The sequence below is a fragment of the Sorangium aterium genome (assembly GCF_028368935.1).
GTDB classification, from domain to species: Bacteria; Myxococcota_A; Polyangia; order Polyangiales; family Polyangiaceae; genus Sorangium; species Sorangium atrum.
The window spans coordinates 1,482,123-1,504,038 of record NZ_JAQNDK010000005.1; the positions used below are offsets into that span (position 1 = coordinate 1,482,123).

Genomic DNA, 21,916 nt, shown 5'->3' on the forward strand with positions numbered 1-21,916 from the left:
TCAGAACAGCCGAGGGCCGCGCCCCTTGCCGCTCGCTGACGGATCGTCGTTCTCGTCGGTGACGACCTTGAGCGGCCCGAGATCGGACGCCAGCGCGGTGAAGATGCCGTCGGTGATCCCCACGTCGACGACGCGCGGCTCGATCTTCTCCGCCCCCGGCGTCGCGTCGGTCAGCACGTAGATCCGGCCCTTCTTCGGCGGGAGCGGCTCGAGGGGCGGCGCCTTGATCTCCTTGCCGTCCTTGTCCCGCGCCGGGGCCGGCTTGAACCGGAGCGCCGCGTTCGGCAGCCGCCGCACCCCCCTGGCCTCGGCGGACCGGACGCTCACCGTCGCCGTCATCCCCGGCCGGAGCTTGACGTCGGGGTTGTCGACCTCGACGACCGCCGCGTAGGTCACGACGCCGGACTGGCTCAACGGGCTGTAGCGCACCTGGCTCACCGTCCCTCGGAACGTCTCGCCCGGGAACGCATCGACGCTCACGTCCGCCGCCATGCCCTCGCGGAGCCGCCCGACGTCCGCCTCGTCGATGTCGGCGAGCACGCGCATCTTGCGGAGATCCTGGGCGATCACGAAGAGGGTCGGCGCCTGGAAGCTCGCCGCCACGGTCTGCCCGGGGTCGATCGCGCGGCTGATGACGACCCCGTCGATGGGCGAGAAGATGCGCGTGTACTGGAGGTTCGTCGTGGAGGAGCGGAGCACCGCCCTGAGCTGCGCCACCTGCGCCTTGGAGGCCGCGACGTCGGCGAGCGCGACGTCATAGGCGCCCTGCGCGGTGTCCAGATCCGCTTGCGAGCCCACCCCCTCCGCGACCATCTTCCTCGCGCGATCGAGCCGCTGCCTGGCGGTCCCCAGCGAGGCCTCCGAGCGCACGACGCTCGCGTTCGCCGCCGCGATCTGCGCCTGGTTCGAGTCGATCTGCGCCCCGAAGAGCGTCGGATCGATCTCGGCCAGCACGTCGCCGGCCTTCACGATGCTGTTGAAGTCGACGTAGACCTTGGTGATTCGCCCCGAGACCTGGGCGCCGATCTGCACCTCGGTGAGCGGCTTGACCTGCCCCGTCGACTGGACCACTTCGAGCACGTCGCCCGTGGTGATGTCGCCCGTGACGTAGCGCGGCGGCGGCGGGGGCCTCGTCCGGATCCTCCAGACGACGATCCCCGCGACGAGCGCTGCGATTGTCGCGAGGACGCCGAGCCGAGCGAGCCAGCGCTTCGTGCCCACCCGGGAGAGCTCCTGCTCCAGGCTCTCTCCCCCGCGTCGAGGCTGCGGTCCGCCCTCGCGGCGGCCCCGGGCTGCCGCGCCGCCGGGGGGAACCGGCGCGGCCGAGGCCGGTCGCATCTCGCCCGGCGGCGCCTCTCCGGGACGGAGACGCTCGGTTTCCGTGGCGGCCTGCTCAGCAGGGGGCGACGCGTCGAGGGGGTCGCGACCGGTCGCCCGAGCCATGGAGTCGGCCATCGGACGTCCTCATAGCACGCTGCTGCGCAAGCGCGCCTCGCTTGAAACCGCGGAACCGCCGTGGCAGACCAACCGCCGCCCCATGGAGTCGCTGCCCATCGCAACGGATACGGTCGTCACGCTGTCCTACGTCCTCTTCAACGAAAACGGCGAGACCGTGGATGAGGCATCGACCGCGGAGCCGCTCGTTTACACGCACGGCTATGCCCAGATCGTGCCCGGGCTGGAGCGTGCCCTGGAAGGGCTGCGGGCGGGCGAGCAGCGCGAGATCACCGTCGAGGCGGAGGATGCGTTCGGCGAGCGCGATGACGCTGGCGTCTTCGAGGTCGACAAGGCGGATTTCCCCGATGGCGGCGCTGTCGAGGTGGGCGACGAGTTCGTCGCCCAGGGCCCGGACGGCTCACCGATCGCGCTCCGGGTCATCGAGATCCTCCCCGAAGGCTTCCGGGTGGACACGAATCACCCCCTGGCAGGCCAGAAGGTGCGCTTCCAGGTTCAGGTCAAGGACGTGCGCGCCGCCAGCGAGGAGGAGATCGCGCAGGCTCAGGCCGAGCTGGAGGAGCGCATCGAGGAGTCCGAGGGCGAGGGCTGCTGCGATCACGACCATGACCACGACCACGACCACGATCACGGCCACCATCACGAGCACGGGGATGGGGTGCTCGTGACGCTCTCGAAGAAGTCGTCATAAGCCCGCCGCGAACTGGCGGGTTGTCCGAGGAGATCACACATCATGACCGTAGGTGAGAAGGGCAAGCTGACGGAGCTGCAGCTCGATCGCCGGGTGCGCGAGCGCCTGCTGGCGAGCGGGACGCTCAGCGCCGGGACCATCGAGGCGCACCTCGCGGGCTTGCAGGACCTGGAGGAGCAAGCCGAGGGGATCGCCGTCGATCAGCCGGCGCTCGGCGCGTCGGCGCAGGGGTCGCGGGTCGAGCCCGATCTCGACGACGACGGGGCAGAGTGAGCGACGCGAAGAATCGGGAAGAGCTTCCGCCGTTCGGGAGCCCCCCGGAGCTGCCGACGCTCGACTTCTCGACCTTCGTGCTGTCGATCATCGGCTCCGCGTACGTGCACCTCGGCGACGCGCCCAGCCCTGACGGCAGGGAAGAGCAGAACCTGGTCCTCGCGCATCAGGACATCGATCTGCTGTCGCTCCTCCAGGAGAAGACGAAGGGGAACCTCTCGGGCGACGAGGAAAGGCTGCTCGAGCAGGCGCTCTACGATCTGCGGATGCGCTACCTCGAGGTCTCGAAACGATCGTGACCGTTGGCGCCAGGGCTCTCTCGTGGGTCCTCCTCGCCTGGCTGGTCGCCTCGTGCAGCAAGGCCTCTCCTGGCCACTCTTCTAGCGCAAGCAGCTCCACCGTCCCCTCGGGCGCCGTGCCGGTGGCGACCGCGCCGCCGCCTCCGTCGGCGCCGCCTCCTCCTCCGATCGTCCGCTCCGAGGGCATGCCCGGCTCCTTCGCGCCGCTCGCGCGCAGGGCCGATCCCGCGGTCGCGACGGTCAAGGCGCGCGTCGAGCGGCAGCAGCAACCGGGCGGCCGCCGCCGCACGGTCGCCGAGGGGCTCGGCACCGCCTTCGTCTATGATCCGGAGGGCTTCCTGCTGACGAACAACCACGTCATCGAGGGCGCGACCGACATCCTCGTGAGCTTCGTCGACGGCCGTGACATCAAGGCGACCGTCATCGGCCGCGACAAACACACGGACGTCGCCGTGCTGAAGGTCGAGGAGAAGGGGCTCCCGTCGCTCCCCCTGGGCGACTCGGACACCATCGAGGTCGGCGACTGGGTGGTCGCGATCGGCAACCCCTTCGGCCTCTCCCACACGGTCTCGGCGGGCATCCTCTCCGCCAAGGGCCGCACCCGGGACGACGTGAAGGGGCTCGATCCGAGCGGCTACTTCAACTTCCTCCAGACGGACGCGAGCATCAACCCCGGCAACTCCGGCGGCCCGCTCCTGAACCTCAAGGGCGAGGTGGTCGGCATCAACGCGGCCGTGCGCGCCAACGCGAACAACATCGGGTTTGCGATCCCGATCAACATGGTCCGGCAGCTGCTCCCGATGCTGCTGCGTGACGGCAAGATCCGGCGGAGCCAGGTCGGGGTGATCGTCGACGTCCTCAACTCGATCGAGGCGGGGCGGCTCAAGCGCCCCGATCGAAAGGGGGCGTGGGTGAAGACCGTGGTGGCGGGCGGACCCGCGGACCGGGCTGGCATCGCGCCGGACGACGTGATCATCGGCTTCGAGGGAAAGACGATTTCCGATCCGAACGAGCTCCGGTGGATGGCGAGCATCGCCGGGGTGAACAAGGTCGTTACGCTCCGCGTCGCGCGGCTGGAGCGGGTCTTCGATGTCCGCCTCACGCTGGGCGAGCTGCCCGAGCTCAGCGACGAGCCCGATGAGCCGTGAGCCGGACGTCCGCTGTCTGCCGCCCGGCACGTCCGCCGGCTGCCGCGCGCCGTGCGTGGCCGCCTGCTCCGCGACCTTCCTCGTCCCCCAGCCTCCTCAGGTAAGCTGATCCCGTGGCCATTGCACCTTCTCACCCGGACGAGCTCGAGCCGGTCGCGCCTCCCGGTGATCCCGGCGAGGGCGATGCGGAAGGCGACGACCTGTCCGCGGAGGGCGACCACCCCGAAACGAAGCAGCTCCACCCGCGCCTGAATAGCGCTTCCTCCCGTGCGTCCAATCGCGAGGCGCGGCGGCGGGAAGCGGAGGAAGATCGTGAGCTCATCGAGCGGGCGCAGAAGGGGGACCAGGCGGCTTTCCGCTCGCTCGTCGAACGGCACCAGCGCAGGGCGTTCGCGATCGCGATGGGGCTCGTCCGCGACGAGAACGACGCGCGCGAGCTGGTGCAGGACGCCTTCCTCCGGGTCTACAAGGGCCTCGGCTCCTTTCAGGGGGGCTCCTCGTTCTTCACCTGGCTCTACAGGATCGTCACGAACCTGGCGATCGACCTCATGCGGAAGCCGGGACGCCGCGACCTCGAGCTCCAGGAGAACCAGGCGGCGGACGAGCAGTCCGATTTCCCGCTCGTCGCTCGGATCGACGGCGCGGACCCCCTCAACGTCGTCCGGCGCCGGGAGATCGCCGGGCGCATCCAGGCCGCGCTCGACGCGCTGCCGCCCTACCACCGAGGCGTGATCCTGATGCGGGAGGTGGAGGGCATGTCGTACGAGGAAATGGCTCAGGCCATGGGGGTCTCGAAGGGGACGATCATGAGCCGCCTGTTCCACGCCCGTCAGAAGCTTCAGCGCGCCCTCGCTGACTGTTACGCGGAGGAAGAGGGCAAGGCCCCAGCAGAGGACCCGGAGGAGATCGCGTGAGCACCGCCAACAGCAGCAAGGCGAATCACGGGGAAGCGAGCGCCCCGCCGACGGACCTGGAGCTGATGCTCTATGTCGACGGTGAGCTCGATGAGGCTCGCCACCAACAGGTGGAGGAGTACGTGCTCCACGACCCGCGCTGCCGAGCGAAGGTCGCAGCGCTCGTCACCGCGGCCGACATGGTCCAGGAGAGCGCGCTGGCCTCCAGCGCGGCCGACGGCATCGCCGACGGGGTGATGGCGAAGATCTTCGAAGGGCAGAGGGGCGCCGCGCGGGTGGACGGGGGCGCCGTCGCGCCGCCGCTCGCGGCGTCGCCGTCGGGCCAGCCGCCCCGCGCTCGGGCGCGGCTCCAGGGAGCGCCGGCGAACGACAACTCGCGCGGGATCTTCGCGCTGACGGCGCTCGCCGTGGCGGCGGCCGCCGCCTTGATGGTGTGGGGCAAGATGGGCGTGGAGGCACCCACCGCGGAGCTGACGACATCGGCGCCCTCCGCGTTGCTCGCCCCGCCGCCCGAGGCGCCCTCCGCGTTGCTCGCGGCGCCGACGAAGGAGCCGGACGCCGCGCCGAGCTTGGAGGGGGAGGTCGAGCCCGGCGTCGAGATCGCCGCGGTCGACTTCGGGGCACGCATGGGCACCATCTTTTACGTCCCGCAGGAGGCCGTGGCTTCAGGCCCGACGACCACGGTGGTCTGGCTCTCCGATGACGGTCCGGGAGGACAGTGATGAGATTTCTTGCGAGTGCGATCACCGCGACCATGGTCCTGGCGCTCGGCGTGAGCCCTTCCCCTGCCGTCGCGCAAGAGCAGGCGCCGGCCCCCCCGCAAGCGGCGCCGTCGGACGCCGAGATCACGTCCGAGATCGTGATCCTCCACGCGACGAACGATGGGAAAGGCATCGACCCGAAGATCGGCAAGATGCCCGAGCTCGGGAAGCCGCCGTTCTCGGCGTACAACAGCTACAAGCTCCTCGAACGGCTGAAGGTCAGCCTGCAAAAGGGGAAGCCGACAACGACGAAGCTGCCGAACGGCAGCGTCCTCATGGTGTCGCTGAAGGACGTGGTGGCCGCGAAGAAGAAGGACGAGCCGAGGCGCTTCGTCGTCAGCGCGAGCATCCAGAAGCCCGGTGGCACCACGTTCCTGCCGCTGCTCGAGGTGAACGCCAAGGCCGGCGAGAACTTCTTCGTTGCGGGTCAGCAGCACATGGGCGGCGTGCTCGTGATCGGCATCAAGGTCGCGCCCTGAGCCGAGGGAGCTCGCCCCTGCTCAGCGGCGGGCCGAGGACGGCAGCGCGATCGGCAGATCCAGAGAGAAGACCGTCCCGCGCGGGGCGCGCGCATCCGCGCGGATGCTGCCGCCGTGCGACGCAACGATGTTCCTTACGATGCTCAGGCCTAGCCCGGTGCCGGTTCCATCGGTCTTCGTCGTGAAGAAGGGGTCGAAGATCCTCGGCAGGTGCTCGGGCTCGATCCCGTGTCCGTCGTCGCGGATCGTCACCGTGATGTAGCCGTCCTCCGCCGACATCGCGGTGGCGATGCCGAGGCAGCCGCCGCGCTCGTGCATCGCGTGCGCGGCGTTCGTGAACAGGTTCACGAACACCTGCGTCAGCGGGTCGATGACGCCGCAAACCGGAGGGATCTCGTCGAAGCATCTCTCGACGGTGACGCCCGTCTGGTCGAGGAGGTGCTCGCAGAAGACGAGCGCGCGCTCGATGATGTCGTGGAGCGAGACGGCGCCCGGCTTCTCCGTGGACGGCCGCGCGTAGGCGATCAGGTCGCGCGAGAACCGGCGGATGCGATCCGCCGCGTCGTTGATCCTCGCGAGCCGCTCGATGTCCGAGGGGTCGAAGCCGCCGCGCTCGCCCTTGCGGCGCAGGTACTCGGAGTAGGCGAGGATCGAGGTGAGCGGGTTGTTGAGCTCGTGCACGACGCCTGCGGCCATCTTCCCGAGCGAGGCCAGCTTCTCGGCCTGCATGACCTGAGCGCGCAGCGACTCGTGCGCGCGCGCCTCGCGGAGCGACGCGCCCAAGGTGAGCACGAGCCGATCGACCAGCGCCTCTACCGGCGCGCTGTCGAGGTACGCGGCGTCGTCGGCCGCGATGTGCATCGTCGAGCGACCTCCGGGCTCGATGGCCACGACGCGCTCGAAGGCGAACTCCGGGAGGAGCCGCGCCGGATCGCGGACGTCGTCGCGGCGAGCGCGCGGCGAGACCCGGACGGCCACCTGCGCCCCGGTCGCGCCGGGGATGTAGACGCCGAGCCCGCAGGCCGTGAGCACCTTCGCGGCCGCGCCGAGCAGCGTCGAGGCGCGCTGCTCGATGGAGGCCGACGGATCCAGCTCGCTCGACGCGATCAGCAGGCTGTCCACCCACTCGAGCGGGATGTCCCGGGTGAGCGGCTTCCGGAGCGTGACGGGAGCGTCGGACAATGGCTGCTCCCCCAGGCGCTCCGCGGTCTTTCCGCTCACCCGATCACCCTGTTCGGGTCGTCGCCGCTCGACCGGTCGAGATCGATGATCTTCGCGGCGCCGACATAGGATTTCGTCTCATAGCGGGTGATCTTGCCGATCTTGCGGACGATCTCCGCCATCCGCTCGGCTTCGCTGCGGATCGTGGCTGCGGCCCCCTTGATGGGGGACGCGTCGTCGATCCGACGGCAGATCAGCTCGGCGTAGCCGAGCACGCTGGTGAGCGGCTGGTTCAGCTCGTGCGCGGCCGCGCCCGCGAGCTCGGCGATGATGGCCTGCTTCTCGCGAGCGCGGAGCTCCTCCTGCGCCTCGGTGAGGCGGGCCTCCATCCGCATCCGCTCCCGCAGGTCCGTGAAGATGCCGACGGAGCCGACCGGGACGCCGTTCTCGAAGATCAGCGCCGCGGAGAGGTGCACCGGGATCCGCGACCCGTCCCTGGCCAGGACCTCGGTCCGGTAGCCCTCGAGCCGGCCGGGACCGCCGTGCTCCTTCGCGTGGATGAGCCTCATGATGTGCTCGGCGTTGTGGTCGGGGTAGAGCGCGCGGGCGTTCATCACGCCGACGACCTCCTTCGCGTCATACCCGTAGATCCGCTCGGCGGCGCGGTTGAAGAGCAGGACGACGCCCTCCATGTCGGCCGAGACGATCGCGTCGACCGAGCTGTCGATGACGCGCTCCAGGAACTCCTTGGTCTTGGTGAGCTCCGCCTCGGTGGCGCGCTCCGTGGTGACGTCGCGGAAGCTGACCAGGACGGCGCCGCTCTCCTCGCGAAGGACGCTGCTGAAGCTGAAGCTCAGGATGAGCCGCTCGTGCTCGCCCCGCCGCACCGTGAAGTCCACCATGTGCGGGAACGATCCCTTGGCGAAGCCGGCCCGGATCTCCTCGAGGAGAGGGTGCTCGCGCGCGTCGACGAGATCGGCCAGGTTCGCGCGCTCGAGGTCCTCCGCAGTGCGCCCGGTGATCGCCTGCGCGCGCGGGTTGGAGAAGAGGATGTGGCCGTCAGGATCGACGACGACGATGCCGTCGGCCGTCGAGTAGAAGAAGTCGGCGTAGCGCTGGAGCGCCTTCAGCCGGCGCTCCGCCTCGAACCGGGCGAAGGTGCTCTGCTGCGTCTGATCGCGGAGCGACTGCAGGATGCGCGCGTTGCGCAGGGCGATCGCGGTGGCGCTCGCGACCGTGCGGGCCAGCGAGAGCTCGTGAGCGTGGGGGGCCACCGGCTGCCGGCCGCGCAAGAAGAGCACGCCGAGCGGCTTGTCCTCGAACAGGATCGGCAGGAGCGCCAGCGAGCGGAACGCGTTCTCCGGGAGCTCCGCGCGCACGATGTCGAACAGCGGGTGCGCCTTCGCGTCGTCGATCACGAGCACGTCACCCGTGCGCATGACGCGCTGGATCTCCGGGTACTTGCCGAGATCGATCGGCAGATCCCGCAGCTCCTTGTCGTCGCTCGCGGCGACCACGTAGCCGACGTCGCCCGCGTCGCGCACGAGGACGATGCTGCAGCGGTCGACGCGCGCCACCTCGGCGATGCGCCGCACGACGGTGAAGAGGATGTTCCGGAAGTCGAGCGTCGAGGAGAGCGCCTGCGTGAGCTCGAGGACCACCTTCGCGTCGTGCTCTTTGCGCGCGAGCGCGTCGACGTAGTCCCGGATCCGGAGCTGCCCACGGATGCGCGCGATCAGCTCGGCGGGGCGGAACGGCTTGCGGATGAAATCGTCCGCGCCGAGCTCGAAGGCGCGGGCGACCTCCTCGTCCGCGTCGAGCGCGGTCAGCACGACGACGGGGACGTCCTGCGTCCGAGGGGCGTCCCGCACGGCGCTGAGGACCACGTAGCCGTCAGGGGGCGGCATCACGAGGTCGAGCAGCACGAGCGCGGGCACGCTCGCCTTGAGCCAGGCGAGCGCGTCCGCGCCCGAGGTGACCGCGACGGCCTCGATGCCCGCGTCGGCCAGCGCGTGCAGCAGCATCTGCCGGCTGACGGCGTCGTCGTCCACGACGAGCACAGGATCACGGCGAGGCACACGCCAAGCTTAGCGACTCCAGGCTGGAGCGATGAGAGAATTCCGGGCATCGGCGCGGCGTTGCGCGGCGTTGCGCAACGCATTGCGCGGCCCGCGCGGCGCTGGGATCAGGAGAAGAGATCCCCCTGCTTCGCCGCTGGAGCCGCGATGCCCAGGTGCTCGTAGGCGCGGCGGGTCGCGACCCTTCCGCGCGGCGTGCGGCCGACGAAGCCCTGCTGGAGCAGGAACGGCTCGTACACGTCCTCGATCGTGTCGCGTGGCTCACTGAGCGCCGCGGCCAGGGTGTCGATGCCCACAGGGCCGCCGTCGTAGTGATCGACGATGACGCGCAGCAGCCGGCGATCCATCTCGTCGAGGCCGGCCGCGTCGATCTCGAGCCGCTCCGCGGTCTTCCGCGCGATCTCCATCGTGATCGCGCCGTCGCCCAGCACCTCGGCGAAGTCGCGGACGCGGCGCAGGAGGCGGTTGGCGACGCGCGGCGTCCCCCGCGCGCGCGCCGCGATCTCGCGCGCTCCGCCGGCGTCGATCGGCACGTCGAGCAGACCGGCGCTGCGCTGTACGATGCGCTCGAGCTCCTCGACGGGGTAGAAGTCGAGGCGGACGACGTGGCCGAAGCGCGACAGGAGCGGCGCGGTGAGCAGCCCGGTGCGGGTCGTCGCGCCCACGAGCGTGAAGGGCTTCAGCGCGAGCTGGATCGTCGTCGCGTACGGGCCGTCACCGGTCATGATGTCGATGTTGAACGACTCGATCGCGGGGTAGAGGCTCTCCTCGACCGCCGGCGTGAGCCGGTGGATCTCGTCGATGAACAGCACGTCGTTGCGCTCCAGCTTCGTCAGCAGGCCGGCCAGCGCGCCCTTGTGCTCGATCGCCGGCCCGCTCGTGACGTGGAGGGCGACGCCCATCTCGCGGGCGATGATGTGGGCGAGCGTTGTCTTGCCCAGGCCGGGCGGGCCACAGAACAGCATGTGGTCCAGCGGCTCGCGCCGCCGGCGCGCGGCCTCGACGAAGACCTTGAGGTTCTCCGTGTGCTTGGCCTGGCCGACGTACTCAGCGAGCGAGGCAGGCCGGAAGAGGCGGTCGAAGCGATCGTCGTCGCCTGTCTCGGCAGGAGAGAGCGCCCGTTCAGGCATGCCACGGGCGTACCGCGTGCAAGCAGCGAAGGGAAGCGATCCGCGCGGCGGCGGCGCGGGTCGCCTCGGGGCGCTGGGCGAGGTCAGCCGAGCGCAGGGACAGAGGACAGGCGGGGACGGCGTGGGGGCGGGATGCGCGGCAGACGAGCGCGGCAGAGCGGCCGGCCGTCGGGGGCGCCGTCCACCTCGAGAGAGCCGCCATGGAGCTCGATCACCGATCGCGCGTGGCTCAGGCCCAGCGTCAGGCCGCGCCCGCGCGCCGTGGTCTGCCGGCTGAACAGGGCCTCGAGCTCGTCCGGCGGCACGTCGCGGCTGCCGTACTCGATGTCGATGCGGACCTCGTTGTTGAACTCGCCGGCCATCGTCGCCGTGAGGCGCACGAGGCGCGCCGACGGGTCGGCCGCGCCGGTCCGGAGCGCGTGCGCGACGATGACCGCGATCGCGCGCGTCGCGTACGCTTGATCGACGGGGATCAGCGGCAACGTGTCGCCGACCTCGATGACGACCTCGCCGCCGGCGTCGCTCGCGAGCTCGCGCGCCTTGCGGAGCGCGCCCGCGATGAGCCAGCCGACGGACGTCGGCTGGGGCTCGAGCGTGAGCTGCCCGGCCTCGACGCGGGCGGCGTCGAGGATCGACTCGATGAGGCCGAGGAGCTCCCGGCCGCGCGTCGCGATGAGCTCCAGGCTCTCGCGCTGCGCGGGGGTCAGATCCTCCTGGCCCACGAGCTCGGCGAACCCGAGGATGGCGTTCAGCGGGCTCTTGAGGTCGTGGCTCACGCTCGCGAACAGGAGGCCGCGCATGCGCTGCGCCGCCTCGCGGGCCTCGAGCGCGCGCTCCTGCGCCGCGGCGAAGACGCGGAAGCGCTCGGCGAGGTCCTCGATGGCGTGCCCGAGCCGGGCGACGACGGCGAACCGGGCGGGGCGCGCGATCTGGGTGGCGCCACGGAGCACGCTGTCCGTGCCGAGCAAGCGCACCTGCTTCGTGGCGTGCACGAGATCGGCAGCGAGGACGCGGCCGAACAGGTTGCCGAGCGCGCCGGCGACCAGCACCGCGAGCAGCGCGACGAGCGCGCCCCAGATCGCGGCGGAGGGCTCGAGGTCGGCGGAGAACCGGGTGTTGACGCAGCCGTAGTCGAGCGGCGTGATCACGGCGATCTGCCCGTCGGCTTCGCGGCCGAAGGAGGGCTCCGCGCCCACGCAGTCGTGCTCCAGGCGCGCGAGGAACCCGAACTCCGCCGCAGAGGACACGACGTCGTTGCGGCCGGCCGCGTCGATGGCCCCGAGCGACGGGTCGAGCGCCGTGCGCGCGATGAGCCCCGCGGTCGAGCGCCGGCTGCGCTCGATGAACGTCTGGAGGTGCGCGTTCGCGATGAGCACCGCCCCGACGCCGACGAGCAGCACCGGCGTGGCGACGGCCAGGAGCAGCTTCGAGGTGACCCGTCGGCGCGGCGTCTGGTAGAGCTCGGCGGTCTCGAGCAAGGCGCCGATCGCCTCGGCCGGGCTGATCTCGAAGAGGCTGAACGCCGCGGCGCGCGTCAGCACGTAGTGCGGGATCGCGGACGCGCTGAGGATCGTGATCGCGAGGATGAGCAGGCTGACCGCGCGTCCGTCGTCGAGCTTCTCCGGCCTGATCCCGGGGATCATCATGAGGCTCGAGATCGTCGAGCTCGCCAGCACGAAGCGCAGCGCCAGCGAGGTCGGGAGCCCGGCGAACCGCTCGAGCTCCTCGTGATCGACGTCGCGCGAGCCGATCACGAGCGAGCGCAGCAGGTTCTGGTGGGTGCGCAGCCGGAGCAGCGTCAGCAGCGTGGTCGCGCAGATCGCGGCGAGCGCGATCTTGGCGCCGACCGAGAGCACGCTGGCGGCGACGCGCTGCTCCAGGATGAGCAGCTTCGGCGCGAGCGCCGCGATCGCCCCGAACGCGGCGACGCCGACCAGCGCCTGGCGGACGAGCACGCGCCTCGCGAAGTGGATCGCGTCGTCCCTCATGCGCTCCTCGGTCATGCGATCCTCCCCTGGGGGCCGCCGGCGCCGGGGTCGTTCCCCGGCGGCGCCGCGTCGGGCGTGGGCGGGGTCGGCGCGAACAGGGGCTGCTGCACGATCCACATCGGCAGGGTGATCGTGAAGGTCGAGCCCCGCCCGAGCTCGCTCTCCAGCTGGATCGTCCCGCCGTGCATCAGCACGAGGCGCCGCGCGATCGAGAGCCCGAGCCCCGTCCCGGCCCGGCGCGAGCGCACGTCGCCGGTCTGCCGGTACTCCTCGAAGACCGCCGACGTCTCCTCCGGCGGGATGCCGGGGCCGGTGTCCTGGACGACGATCGCCGCGTAGCGGCCGCGCCCCGTGATGCTGACCGTCACCGAGCCGCGCGCCGTGAACTTGACGGCGTTCGAGACGAGGTTCGTCAGGATCTGCCGCACCCTCCGCGGATCGGCGTGCGCGACGAGGGCGTGGTCCCCGGTGACGCGCAGCTGGAGAGGCTTGTCGCGCGCCGCCGCGGACGCCTCCCGCATCACCTGGTCGACGAGGGCGCGGAGGTTGACGGCGCGGCGGGAGAGCTGGAGCTTGCCCGTCTCGAGCGCCGAGAGGTCGAGGATGTCGTCGATGAGCGTGCGCAGGTGCTCGCCGCTCTGCCGGATGACCGACAGCGCCTCGCGCGCGTCCTGGCTGAGCGGCCCGTCGACCTCGCTCTCCAGGACGTGCGCGAACCCGAGGATGGCGTTGAGCGGCGTGCGCAGCTCGTGGCTCAGCCCCGCGAGGAACGCCGAGCGCTCGCGGTCCATCGCGGAGGCCTGCTGGAGGTCCGCCCGGTAGGTGCGCTCCGCCGCGGCGAAGCGGGTGATCAGGAGGTTGAAGGCCGCCGTCAGGAGGCCGACCTGGTCGAGCGACCTGATCGGCACGGGCTCGGCCTGGATCACGTCCGTGGGCAGCGCGCTCTGGACCTGTCCGCGCGCCATCGCCGTGATGCGCTCGCGCAGGTAGTCGACATCGTCGCGCGCCGACTTGGTGAACGAGAGCGCGACCGCGACGGCCACGCCGAGCAGCAGCACCGTGAGCGCCGCGACGGCGTTGCCGAGCGCGATCGAGTCGGGCGGCGGGCTCGGCGCCGAGACGAAGGTGAGCACCGAGAGGTGAGAGAGCGGCGGGTGCAGCGGGCGCGCCGCGAACCGGACGCGGCCGAGCGAGGTCGTCGTCTCGCCCTTGCCCAGGGTGAGCATCTGGACGATGCCGGTCCTGGCAGGCGCGCTGAAGCTCTCGTTGATCAGCACGTGACCGCCCTGATCGACGAGCAGGATCTCCGACCCAGCCCGCCGCGCCGCCTCTCTCAGGAACGCCGTCCGCTCCCCCTCGATGGTCCCGCGGAGCCGCGCCGAGAGCGTCGCGGCCAGCACCTCGGCGCGCAGGCTCGCGGCCTGATCGCTCATCTTCGCGAGCTGGCCGATGCCGATCAGCGCGATCGCCACCGCCGTGGCGATCCCCACGACGATCACGATCGCGGGCGCGAGCGGCACGAGCGGCGTCGTGCCACGGGGCCAGCGGATGAGGCGACGACGGCGGGCCACGGCGGAGTCAGGATGCTAGCGCGCTTCGGGCGGCGCACGGGCTACCTCGGGCGCGCGGAGGGAACTAGCGAGCGAGCGCCCTCGTGAGCGGGCTTCACCTGGGATCGGTCGCCAGGAGCGCGAAGACGGAGTGGTCGAGCCAGCGGCCGTCGCACCACTCGGCCTGCCGGGCGATGCCCTCGAAGCGGAAGCCGAGCCGGCCGATGACAGCGAGGGACGGATGGTTGTCCGTCGCGGCCGCAACCCGAACGCGGTGCGCGCCCATGTGGCCGAACGCAAACCCGAGCGCGGCCCTCGCGGCCTCGGTCATGAGCCCGCGCCCGGTCGCCTCCTTGCGGAGCCAGTAGCCGAGCTCGCAGGAGCGGTGCAGGTGGACGCACGCCTCGAGCCCGACCACCCCGGCGAGCGAGCGGTGCGCGCGCTCGCGGATCACGAAGCGCAGCGCCCTGCCGTGATCCCAGTCGGCGGCGCACGCCTCGGCGAAACGCACGCTCGCGGCCGGATCCGTGTGGAACTGCACCCAGGGCAACCAGCGCTGGAGGTAGGTGCGCGAGCCGTTGACGGCGAGCCAGAGCTCGGGCCCGTCGGACGGGTCGATCGGCACGAGGATCAGCCGCTCTGTCTCGATGGGACGGGCGCGGACCTCGCTTCGAGGTGGGAGGATGAGCATGGGGTCACCGGCACTGGATGCGGGCGGCGTAGGGCTCGAGATGACCCGCCTCGTAGTCAAGCCAGGCGACATACCACTCTCCGGGCTTCGCGCCGGGGCTGATCGAAGGCGCCGGCTGATCCCCGCTGACGCGGGCGAATTTCGTGGGCGCGCCGACGCCGTCGCGGTTGATCGACGCGGTGAGCAGGCGGCCCCCCTCCAACCAGACGAGCTGCGCCTGCCCGCTCGGCGCGATCGCGATCGACGGGCGCGCGCCCGACTTCGAGAACCGCTTGCGCCAGATTGGCTGGCCCTTGGCCGGATCGATGTAGGCGGCCGACGCGCCCCCGAGCGGGGCCTCGCCGTGCCAGACGACGAAGCAGCCGCTCGCGCCGCAGGCGAGCGAGGGGCTGTCGCTCCGGACCCGATCGCTGTTCACGAGCGACAGGTCGCCGAGCGCGCGGTCGGCGCGCTTGCCGGGGCTGGCCGGCGGGAGGCCCTTGCTGGCGTTCGCGAGCGGGAGGCGCATGTACTGGATGACCCGCGTCGGCTCGCGATCGAAGCGGAAGGCGAGGTGCATCACGTCGCTCGTCACCGCCACCGAGGGGAAGCGGACGCGCGGCTTCGAGGGGCCCGTCGGGGTGACGTCCGTCAGCCGGATGATGTCGCCCGCCGGATCGAGGTTCGGCGAGAGGCGGCGCATGAAGAGGTCCTCGGAGGCGTTGTCGCCGTCGTCCGACCACGCGATCAGGAACCCCTCGGCGGCGCGCGCGAGCGAGGGCCACGAGTTCCCTCCGCGAGGGAAGGGCGCGACCATCACGGCGGGGCCGTCGATCCGCCCGTTGGCGTCGAGCCAGCGCACGTGCACGCCGGCCTCCGGTCCCTTGCCGTCCCAGTACGTGAGCACCAGCCGATCGCCTGCGGAGGTCAGCTCGGGGCGCCCGATGGCGCGGCCCTCGGGCGTCACGTCGAGCGCCGGCGACGACGGCCGCATCGCGCCGTCCAGCGTCGTCGTGTAGGCGTGCTCGGTGCCCTCGTGCGAGTCCGTCCAGGTGACCACCGCGCCGCGCGGGCCGAGCGCGATCGAAGGCCGGCTGGCTCCGACGGCGCGGCCGCCCTCGCGCACCAGATCGTGCGTGCGCGGCCTCGCGAGGCCGGTGAGCGCGCATGGCGCCTTGCCGCTCGCGTCCTTCAGGGCGATCTGCACGTTCTCGCTCAGCGTCCGCGGCACAGGGTGGTTGCCCTTGTCCTGTGCGTCCTTCAGCAGCCTGAGCGCCGCCTTGAGATCGCCGGCGGCGACCGCCTCCTGCGCCTGCGCGACGAGCGGCGGCCACGCCAGGCCGGGCGGCTCGGCGTGGGCGTCGGCGCGCGCCGGCACGTTGGCCCCGGCGGAGGCCGAGGGGGCGCTGGTGGCCGACGGCGCCGCGGTGGTCGACGAGACGGGCGGCAGGGCCGTCGGCTTGAGGAACTGGCGGTAACCCGCGTAGGCGCCGCCCGCGACGAGCGCGAGCACGCCGAACACGACGAGCGCGCGCCCGGCGCCGCCTCGCTTCGGCGGCGACGCGTGCGCCAGCGGATCGGGGACCGAGGTCTCGCCCGAGCCCCCGGAGAAGGTGATCTGCTGCCCCGCGCCCTGGCTCACGCGCCCGGCGATCGCGGCGCCGGGCGCGCCCGAGCTGTCCAGCCCGGCGAACGGATCTCCCCCGCGCTCCGCCGGACCCGACGGGACGGTCCGCCGCGATTCGTTGGGGGTCACACGGACGACCCCCGGCGGGTCGAACGACAGGTCGGCCGGCGCCTCGCCGCCCGGCATGACGAGCCCCGCCTGCGACGGCTCCGCGCCGCGCGGCGGCTGCGCGACGCCGAGCGCGACCGACAGCTCGTCGGCGAACTCCTTCGCGGTCTGGAACCGGCGATCGATCGAGCGGTCGAGCGCCTTCTCGAACCACGTGGTGAAGCTTGCCGGGAGGTCGGGGCGGAGCGCCGCGGGCTGCGGCAGGGGCGCGTTGGCGATCTGCGCGAACGTCATCGCGACGCCCTGCTCGGTCTGCCAGACGGTGCGGCCTGTGAGGCACTCGTAGGTGATGCAGCCGAGCGCCCAGAGATCCGCGCGGTGGTCGACCGCTCCCTGGCCGCGCACCTGCTCCGGGCTCATGTAAGCCGGTGTTCCGAAGACCGCGCCCTCGCGGGTGAGGCGCGCCTGCGCGTCGCCTCCGTCGACCGGCGCGTAGAACTTCGCGAGGCCGAAATCGAGGATCTTCGCGCAGAGCCGGCCCTCCTCATCCTTCGTGAGGAAGATGTTCTCCGGCTTGAGGTCGCGGTGGACGATGGAGGCGGCGTGCGCCTTGGTGAGGCCTCGACACACCTGGGAGACCACCGTTACGGTGGTCTCGGGGTCGAGGTACCTGATGACGGTCATCCGCTCGTACAGCGACTCGCCTTCGAGCAGCTCGAGCACCAGGAAGGGCCGCCCGTCCTCGAGCTTGCCGGAGTCGTAGACGTCGCAGATGAAGGGGCTGCGGATCGACGCGGCGGCCCGGGCCTCTCGGAGGAAGCGCTCGACCACGACGGCTGAGGTCGTCAGCTCCTGGGCGAGCACCTTGATCGCCACGCGTTTGCCGATGTCGATGTGCTCGGCCTCGTACACGGCAGCCATGCCGCCGCGCCCGATCTCGCGTGTGATGCGGTATTTTCCGGCGAGGACCGTGCCTACCGGGATCTTCGCTTTGTTCGGCAAAGCCATCAGGCAGGGCTGTCCCGCGACTGGATTCGCCAGCGCAGCCTATTCGAGCCGCGTCATAAGAACAATGGCGAGCGCAGCCTGACCCGTCAGGGAGGGGCCCGATCCCCTCCCGGGCGCCGCGCGAGCGAGCTCAGCGCTTGCAGGGCGGCACCGTGAAAGCGGATTCCACGCCGGGCTGACCATCCGGACTGGCCATGGAACAAGGCGGAGCCCACCTCCGGCGCCACGGTGCGTAAGCGGGTTCTCACCCCCGGCGCCGCCGCCGCGCAAGCGAGCTCTGCCGTGCGCAGCTGGAGCTGTGAAAAAAGTAAGCGGGCTCCGATTTTCTGACGTCCGATGCACTTTTCTCACGCTCGCAGGATGCGCGAAACATTCCGGAAACATGAGCTTGGGTACACCAGCCTGGACCTTCGGTCGCGCGCCAGCGTCCGGGGTGAAGGGGCGCCGATCCGGCTCCGCTGGATGGGTCCCTGAGTCGTTGACAGTGTCGGGCAAGGCTCGGTGGACCGGGCCGCCCCCGTCACGGATCGGAAGCCGGGCGGCGCCCGGCACATCGATGGGAGGCCGCCGGCGGAGGTGTCCCCCCTTTACCAGCTCTGCTCCGGCGGGGCCTTTCGGGTGAGCGCCCGGGTCTTCCACCCTGGCGGGCACCCGGTCACCACAGGCGTGCGCAATGAAAAAGGTCGAGGCGATCATCAAGCCGTTCAAGCTCGACGAGGTCAAGGACGCCCTCGCCGAGGTCGGGATTCAGGGCATGACGGTGACCGAGGTAAAGGGCTTCGGTCGGACCGGCGGCAAGAAAGAGGTCTATCGAGGGTCGGCGTATGTCGTCGACTTCGTGCCGAAGGTGAAGGTCGACATCGTCGTGCCGGACAGCATGGTCAGCGACGTGATCGACGCCATCGAGAAGAGCGCCAAGACGGGTCGGATCGGCGACGGCAAGATCTTCGTCGTCCCCGTCGAGGAGGCCGTGCGGATCCGCACGGGGGAGCGCGGCGAGGACGCCATCTAGGAGGCGCGCCGCCGGCAGAGCGTCACAGGGCATTCGCGGCGGGTCACAGGCTCGAGGATCGACGATCGACGATCGAGAGGCGAACAGCGAGCACGAGCCCGCGCACCGTCGAGTCACATACAGCGAGAGCAGCGAGTCAGCGAGGTAGAGAAGATCATGAAGGCGAAAGATGTCGTCGCGTTTGCGAAGGAAAACGACGTAAAATTTGTCGATCTCAAGTTCATCGATCTGCCCGGCATCTGGCAGCACACGACCATCCCGGCGTCCCGCCTGAACGAGGATCTCTTCGAGGAGGGGATCGGCTTCGACGGCTCGTCGGTGCGCGGATGGCAGCCGATCAACGCGAGCGACATGCTGATGACGCCCGACCCGTCGACGGCGAAGCTCGACCCGTTCCATGCCCAGAAGACGCTGAGCATGATCTGTAAGATCAGCGATCCGGTGACCGGCCAGCCCTACGGCCGCGACCCGCGCTACATCGCCCAGAAGGCCGAGAACCACCTCCGCGCGAGCGGCATCGCCGACACGTCCTACTTCGGGCCCGAGGCCGAGTTCTTCATCTTCGACTCGGTCCGCTACGAGAGCTCGCAGCGCGGCGCCTTCTACGAGATCGACAGCGATGAAGCGGTCTGGAACACCGGCAAGGCCGGCCCGAACCTCGGGCACAAGATCCGGTCGAAGGAGGGCTACTTCCCCGTCGCGCCGACCGACACGCTCGGCGATCTGCGCGGGCAGATGATGTCCACGCTGATCGAGACCGGCATCCCGGTCGAGGTCGGCCACCACGAGGTGGCGTCGGCCGGCCAGTGCGAGATCGGCATCAAGTTCTCGACGCTGACGGCGATGGCCGACAACCTCATGTGGTTCAAGTACGTCATCAAGAACGTCGGCCGCAAGAACGGCAAGTCGGTGACGTTCATGCCGAAGCCGCTCTTTGGCGACAACGGCAGCGGCATGCACTGCCACCAGTCGCTCTGGAAGGAGGGCAAGCCGCTCTTCGCCGGCGACGGCTACGCCGGGATGTCCGACACGGGCCTCTGGTACATCGGCGGCATCCTGAAGCACGCGAAGGCGCTCGCCGCGCTCACCAACCCGACGACGAACAGCTACCGCCGGCTCGTCCCGGGCTACGAGGCGCCCGTGAACCTCGCGTACTCGAGCCGCAACCGCTCGGCGTCGATCCGCATCCCGCTGGCCCCCGGCAACAGCCCGAAGGGCCGCCGCATCGAGGTCCGCTTCCCGGACGCGAGCTGCAATCCGTACCTCGCCTTCGCCGCCATGATGATGGCCGGCCTCGACGGCGTCCAGAACCGGATCGATCCGGGCGACCCGCTCGACAAGGACATCTACGCGCTCTCGCCGGAGGAGCTCAAGGAAGTGCCGCACATGCCGGGCTCGCTCGACGAGGCGCTCGGCGCCCTCGAGCGCGACCACGAGTTCCTGCTCCGCGGCGACGTCTTCACCCGCGATATCCTCAAGACCTGGCTCGACTTCAAGCGCGAGCGCGAGGTCGACGCGGTCCGGCTCCGCCCGGTCCCGCACGAGTTCTTCCTCTACTACGACGTCTGATCACCCCCACCTCCGAGGACAGAGCAGGGGCCGGCGCACAAGAAAATTGCGCTGTGCCCCTCGCTGTCCAGACTCTTCACCGCTCGCCGTCGTGTTCGGCGCGCCGGTGACGTCGAGTCGAAGGGTCGCGGTATCGCAAAATCCACGGATCTCTGCGCCCGCGGAGGCGACGAGGTGGGCTATCGCCCCCTCGCACCGCGAACTTTTGCTTCCTGCTGGAGCGCGCCGCACCGCGGTACCGCTCGTCCATGGCTCGGGTTATCCTCCGGTCCGGCTCCGGTGGGGGCGGCGTCAAGCCAGCTCCTCCTTGGCCGCCGGTCCCGCGGTCCTCCGGTCCGCCGGTTCGTCTGTTTCCTCGGTTCCTTCAGTTCCCTCAGCTCCCCAGCGACACCTCGGCGCAGCAGTGAACCCCGGCGATCTCATCCAGTCTCGCTACCGGCTCGTGAAGCTCCTGGGCCAAGGCGCCAGCGGGTCGGTGTGGGCCGCGAAGAACGTGCTCATCGACCGCGACGTGGCGCTCAAGGTGATGAGCCCCGAGGTGGCCGGGGATGCCGTCGCGCTCCAGCGCTTCTTCAACGAGGCGAAGGCGAGCGGACGCCTGCGGAGCCCGAGCATCGTCGAGATCCTCGACCTCGGTCAGGCCGAGGACGGCTCTCCGTTCCTCGTGTTCGAGCTACTCGTCGGCGAGGGGCTCGACGAGTGGCTGCGGCGCGAGAGCACGATCGCTCCGGAGGTGCTGGTCGAGCTCTTCCTCGGCCTCGCGCGGGCGCTCGACATGGCCCATCAGCAAGGGATCATCCACCGCGATCTGAAGCCCGCGAACATCTATGTGCACCGCAACCACCTGGGCGAGCTCGTGGGGAAGATCCTTGACTTCGGGATCAGCAAGGTGCTGGAGAAGGAGCACAACTTCTCGCTGACCCGCACGGGTTGCGTCGTCGGCTCGCCGGCCTACATGTCGCCCGAGCAGGCCGCGGGGCGCGAGGACGTGGACGCCCGCGCCGACATCTGGTCGCTGGGCGTCGTCATGTACGAGGCGTTGACCGGGACGACCCCGCATCAGGCGCCGAACTACAACGCGCTGATGGTCCGGATCCTGAGCAAGGATTGCGATCCGATCGCCGCGCGCAGGCCAGGGCTCCCGCCGCGCCTCTGCCAGCTCGTCGAAACGTGCCTCCGCCGCGAGCGCGACGAACGGATCGCCTCGGCGGGCGCGCTCGCGAAGGAGCTCGAGGCCGTCCTCCGCGAGCTGCGCGCCGAGCGCTTCCGAGGACAGAAGGGTCGGCGCGCCTCGGACATCGGCCTCGGCGGCGACGTCGGCCTCGCGCCGGAGAGCGCCTCGCGCGGCGGCGGCTCCGCCGGGACGCTGGGACGGCTCGTGCAGCACGGCAGGCGCCTGCCGCGGACCATGCTCGTCGCGGCGGGCATCGGGGTGGTGCTCTGGGCGATGGCGCTCGTGCTCATCGGCAGGTACTGGATCCGCTGAGCGCCGCGGCGCCGCAGGGCGAGCGAGCGCGGCCCGCTCGTCCACAACATGCGCGTCAGGTTGCTCCTTGCGGCGGTGCGCGTCGGGGCCCCATGTTGCCCCCACTTCGAGCCGTCCCCTGAGCTCGAAGCGAGCATTGATGGAAAGGATGCAAGTCGATGGACGACCACCAGACACATGAAGCGCACGCCCATGTTCATGGGCAGGGATGTGGACATCAGGCGTTGCGTCACGAGGACCACGTCGATTACCTGCACGACGGACACCTGCATCATCCACACGGCGATCACTTCGATGAGCACGTGCTCTCGGTCGGCAAGGAGAACCCTGACGCGTGCACGCCGAGCCATGCATGCGCCGACCACGAGAAGGCGCACACGCACGGGGCAGGCTGCGGCCATCAGGCCGTGCCCCACGGCGATCATTTCGATTACCTCGTCGGCGCGCACCTGCACCATCCGCACGGCGATCACTGCGATCACCACGGCTCGGTCCAGCTAGGGTGATCG

Annotated in this window: 19 protein-coding genes; 11 read left to right on the forward strand and 8 right to left on the reverse strand. The window is 70.6% G+C overall.

The features are described 5' to 3' along the window. A complete protein-coding gene (locus tag POL72_RS43895; RefSeq protein ID WP_272102862.1) occupies window positions 1-1,338 on the reverse strand; it encodes an efflux RND transporter periplasmic adaptor subunit in 1,338 nt (445 codons plus the stop codon). Between the two features lie 199 nt (window positions 1,339-1,537). Between POL72_RS43895 and POL72_RS43900 the strand changes: the two genes are divergently transcribed. The 7 genes from POL72_RS43900 to POL72_RS43930 all read left to right on the forward strand — a co-directional run bounded on the left by POL72_RS43900 (window position 1,538) and on the right by POL72_RS43930 (window position 6,020). Beyond that, window positions 1,538-2,146, forward strand: a complete 609-nt coding sequence (locus POL72_RS43900) for an FKBP-type peptidyl-prolyl cis-trans isomerase (RefSeq protein WP_272102863.1) — start codon at window positions 1,538-1,540, stop codon at window positions 2,144-2,146. 42 nt (window positions 2,147-2,188) lie between these two features. Then, a complete protein-coding gene (locus tag POL72_RS43905; RefSeq protein WP_272102864.1) occupies window positions 2,189-2,419 on the forward strand; it encodes a hypothetical protein in 231 nt (76 codons plus the stop codon). Then, complete coding sequence (locus POL72_RS43910; protein WP_272102865.1) at window positions 2,416-2,718, forward strand: DUF1844 domain-containing protein; 303 nt, start codon at window positions 2,416-2,418, stop codon at window positions 2,716-2,718. Before POL72_RS43905 ends, POL72_RS43910 begins: the two co-directional genes overlap by 4 nt. Then, entirely contained in the window at window positions 2,715-3,866 is a 1,152-nt protein-coding gene (locus tag POL72_RS43915; RefSeq protein ID WP_272102866.1) for a S1C family serine protease, read from the forward strand. Before POL72_RS43910 ends, POL72_RS43915 begins: the two co-directional genes overlap by 4 nt. A 113-nt stretch (window positions 3,867-3,979) precedes the next feature. Then, window positions 3,980-4,780 carry a sigma-70 family RNA polymerase sigma factor gene (locus tag POL72_RS43920; RefSeq protein WP_272102867.1) on the forward strand — a complete coding sequence of 267 codons (801 nt, stop codon included), beginning with the start codon at window positions 3,980-3,982 and terminating at the stop codon, window positions 4,778-4,780. Beyond that, entirely contained in the window at window positions 4,777-5,502 is a 726-nt protein-coding gene (locus tag POL72_RS43925; RefSeq protein ID WP_272102868.1) for an anti-sigma factor family protein, read from the forward strand. Before POL72_RS43920 ends, POL72_RS43925 begins: the two co-directional genes overlap by 4 nt. Further along, window positions 5,502-6,020, forward strand: coding sequence for a hypothetical protein (locus tag POL72_RS43930; protein WP_272102869.1), 519 nt, complete (start codon window positions 5,502-5,504; stop codon window positions 6,018-6,020). The genes POL72_RS43925 and POL72_RS43930 overlap by 1 nt, the downstream gene beginning before the upstream one ends. A gap of 21 nt (window positions 6,021-6,041) precedes the next feature. Here POL72_RS43930 and POL72_RS43935 read toward each other — a convergent pair whose 3' ends face one another. The 7 genes from POL72_RS43935 to POL72_RS43965 all read right to left on the reverse strand — a co-directional run bounded on the left by POL72_RS43935 (window position 6,042) and on the right by POL72_RS43965 (window position 17,340). Then, window positions 6,042-7,202 (reverse strand): sensor histidine kinase, encoded by a 1,161-nt coding sequence (locus tag POL72_RS43935; protein ID WP_272102870.1) that lies wholly within the window; start codon window positions 7,200-7,202, stop codon window positions 6,042-6,044. Window positions 7,203-7,237: 35 nt separating this feature from the next. Further along, on the reverse strand, window positions 7,238-9,259 hold the full coding sequence (locus POL72_RS43940; RefSeq protein WP_272102871.1) for a PAS domain S-box protein: 2,022 nt from the start codon (window positions 9,257-9,259) through the stop codon (window positions 7,238-7,240). 107 nt (window positions 9,260-9,366) lie between these two features. Then, a complete protein-coding gene (gene ruvB, locus POL72_RS43945; RefSeq protein ID WP_272102872.1) occupies window positions 9,367-10,389 on the reverse strand; it encodes a Holliday junction branch migration DNA helicase RuvB in 1,023 nt (340 codons plus the stop codon). 83 nt (window positions 10,390-10,472) lie between these two features. Then, window positions 10,473-12,392, reverse strand: coding sequence for a sensor histidine kinase (locus tag POL72_RS43950; protein ID WP_272102873.1), 1,920 nt, complete (start codon window positions 12,390-12,392; stop codon window positions 10,473-10,475). After that, window positions 12,389-13,948 carry a sensor histidine kinase gene (locus POL72_RS51065; RefSeq protein WP_272102874.1) on the reverse strand — a complete coding sequence of 520 codons (1,560 nt, stop codon included), beginning with the start codon at window positions 13,946-13,948 and terminating at the stop codon, window positions 12,389-12,391. The genes POL72_RS43950 and POL72_RS51065 overlap by 4 nt, the downstream gene beginning before the upstream one ends. Window positions 13,949-14,042: 94 nt before the next feature. Continuing rightward, on the reverse strand, window positions 14,043-14,618 hold the full coding sequence (locus tag POL72_RS43960; protein WP_272102875.1) for a GNAT family N-acetyltransferase: 576 nt from the start codon (window positions 14,616-14,618) through the stop codon (window positions 14,043-14,045). Window positions 14,619-14,622: 4 nt separating this feature from the next. Next, window positions 14,623-17,340 (reverse strand): serine/threonine-protein kinase, encoded by a 2,718-nt coding sequence (locus POL72_RS43965; protein WP_272102876.1) that lies wholly within the window; start codon window positions 17,338-17,340, stop codon window positions 14,623-14,625. 673 nt (window positions 17,341-18,013) lie between these two features. Between POL72_RS43965 and POL72_RS43970 the strand changes: the two genes are divergently transcribed. The 4 genes from POL72_RS43970 to POL72_RS43985 all read left to right on the forward strand — a co-directional run bounded on the left by POL72_RS43970 (window position 18,014) and on the right by POL72_RS43985 (window position 21,913). After that, the gene (locus POL72_RS43970) at window positions 18,014-18,352 is read left to right on the forward strand and encodes a P-II family nitrogen regulator (protein WP_012239819.1); all 339 of its coding nucleotides are present in this window, start codon (window positions 18,014-18,016) and stop codon (window positions 18,350-18,352) included. Window positions 18,353-18,508: 156 nt separating this feature from the next. Continuing rightward, window positions 18,509-19,921 (forward strand): type I glutamate--ammonia ligase, encoded by a 1,413-nt coding sequence (gene glnA, locus POL72_RS43975; RefSeq protein WP_272102877.1) that lies wholly within the window; start codon window positions 18,509-18,511, stop codon window positions 19,919-19,921. Between the two features lie 403 nt (window positions 19,922-20,324). Next, a complete protein-coding gene (locus POL72_RS43980; RefSeq protein WP_272102878.1) occupies window positions 20,325-21,407 on the forward strand; it encodes a serine/threonine-protein kinase in 1,083 nt (360 codons plus the stop codon). Between the two features lie 158 nt (window positions 21,408-21,565). Further along, window positions 21,566-21,913, forward strand: coding sequence for a hypothetical protein (locus tag POL72_RS43985; protein WP_272102879.1), 348 nt, complete (start codon window positions 21,566-21,568; stop codon window positions 21,911-21,913). Window positions 21,914-21,916 lie beyond the last annotated feature (3 nt).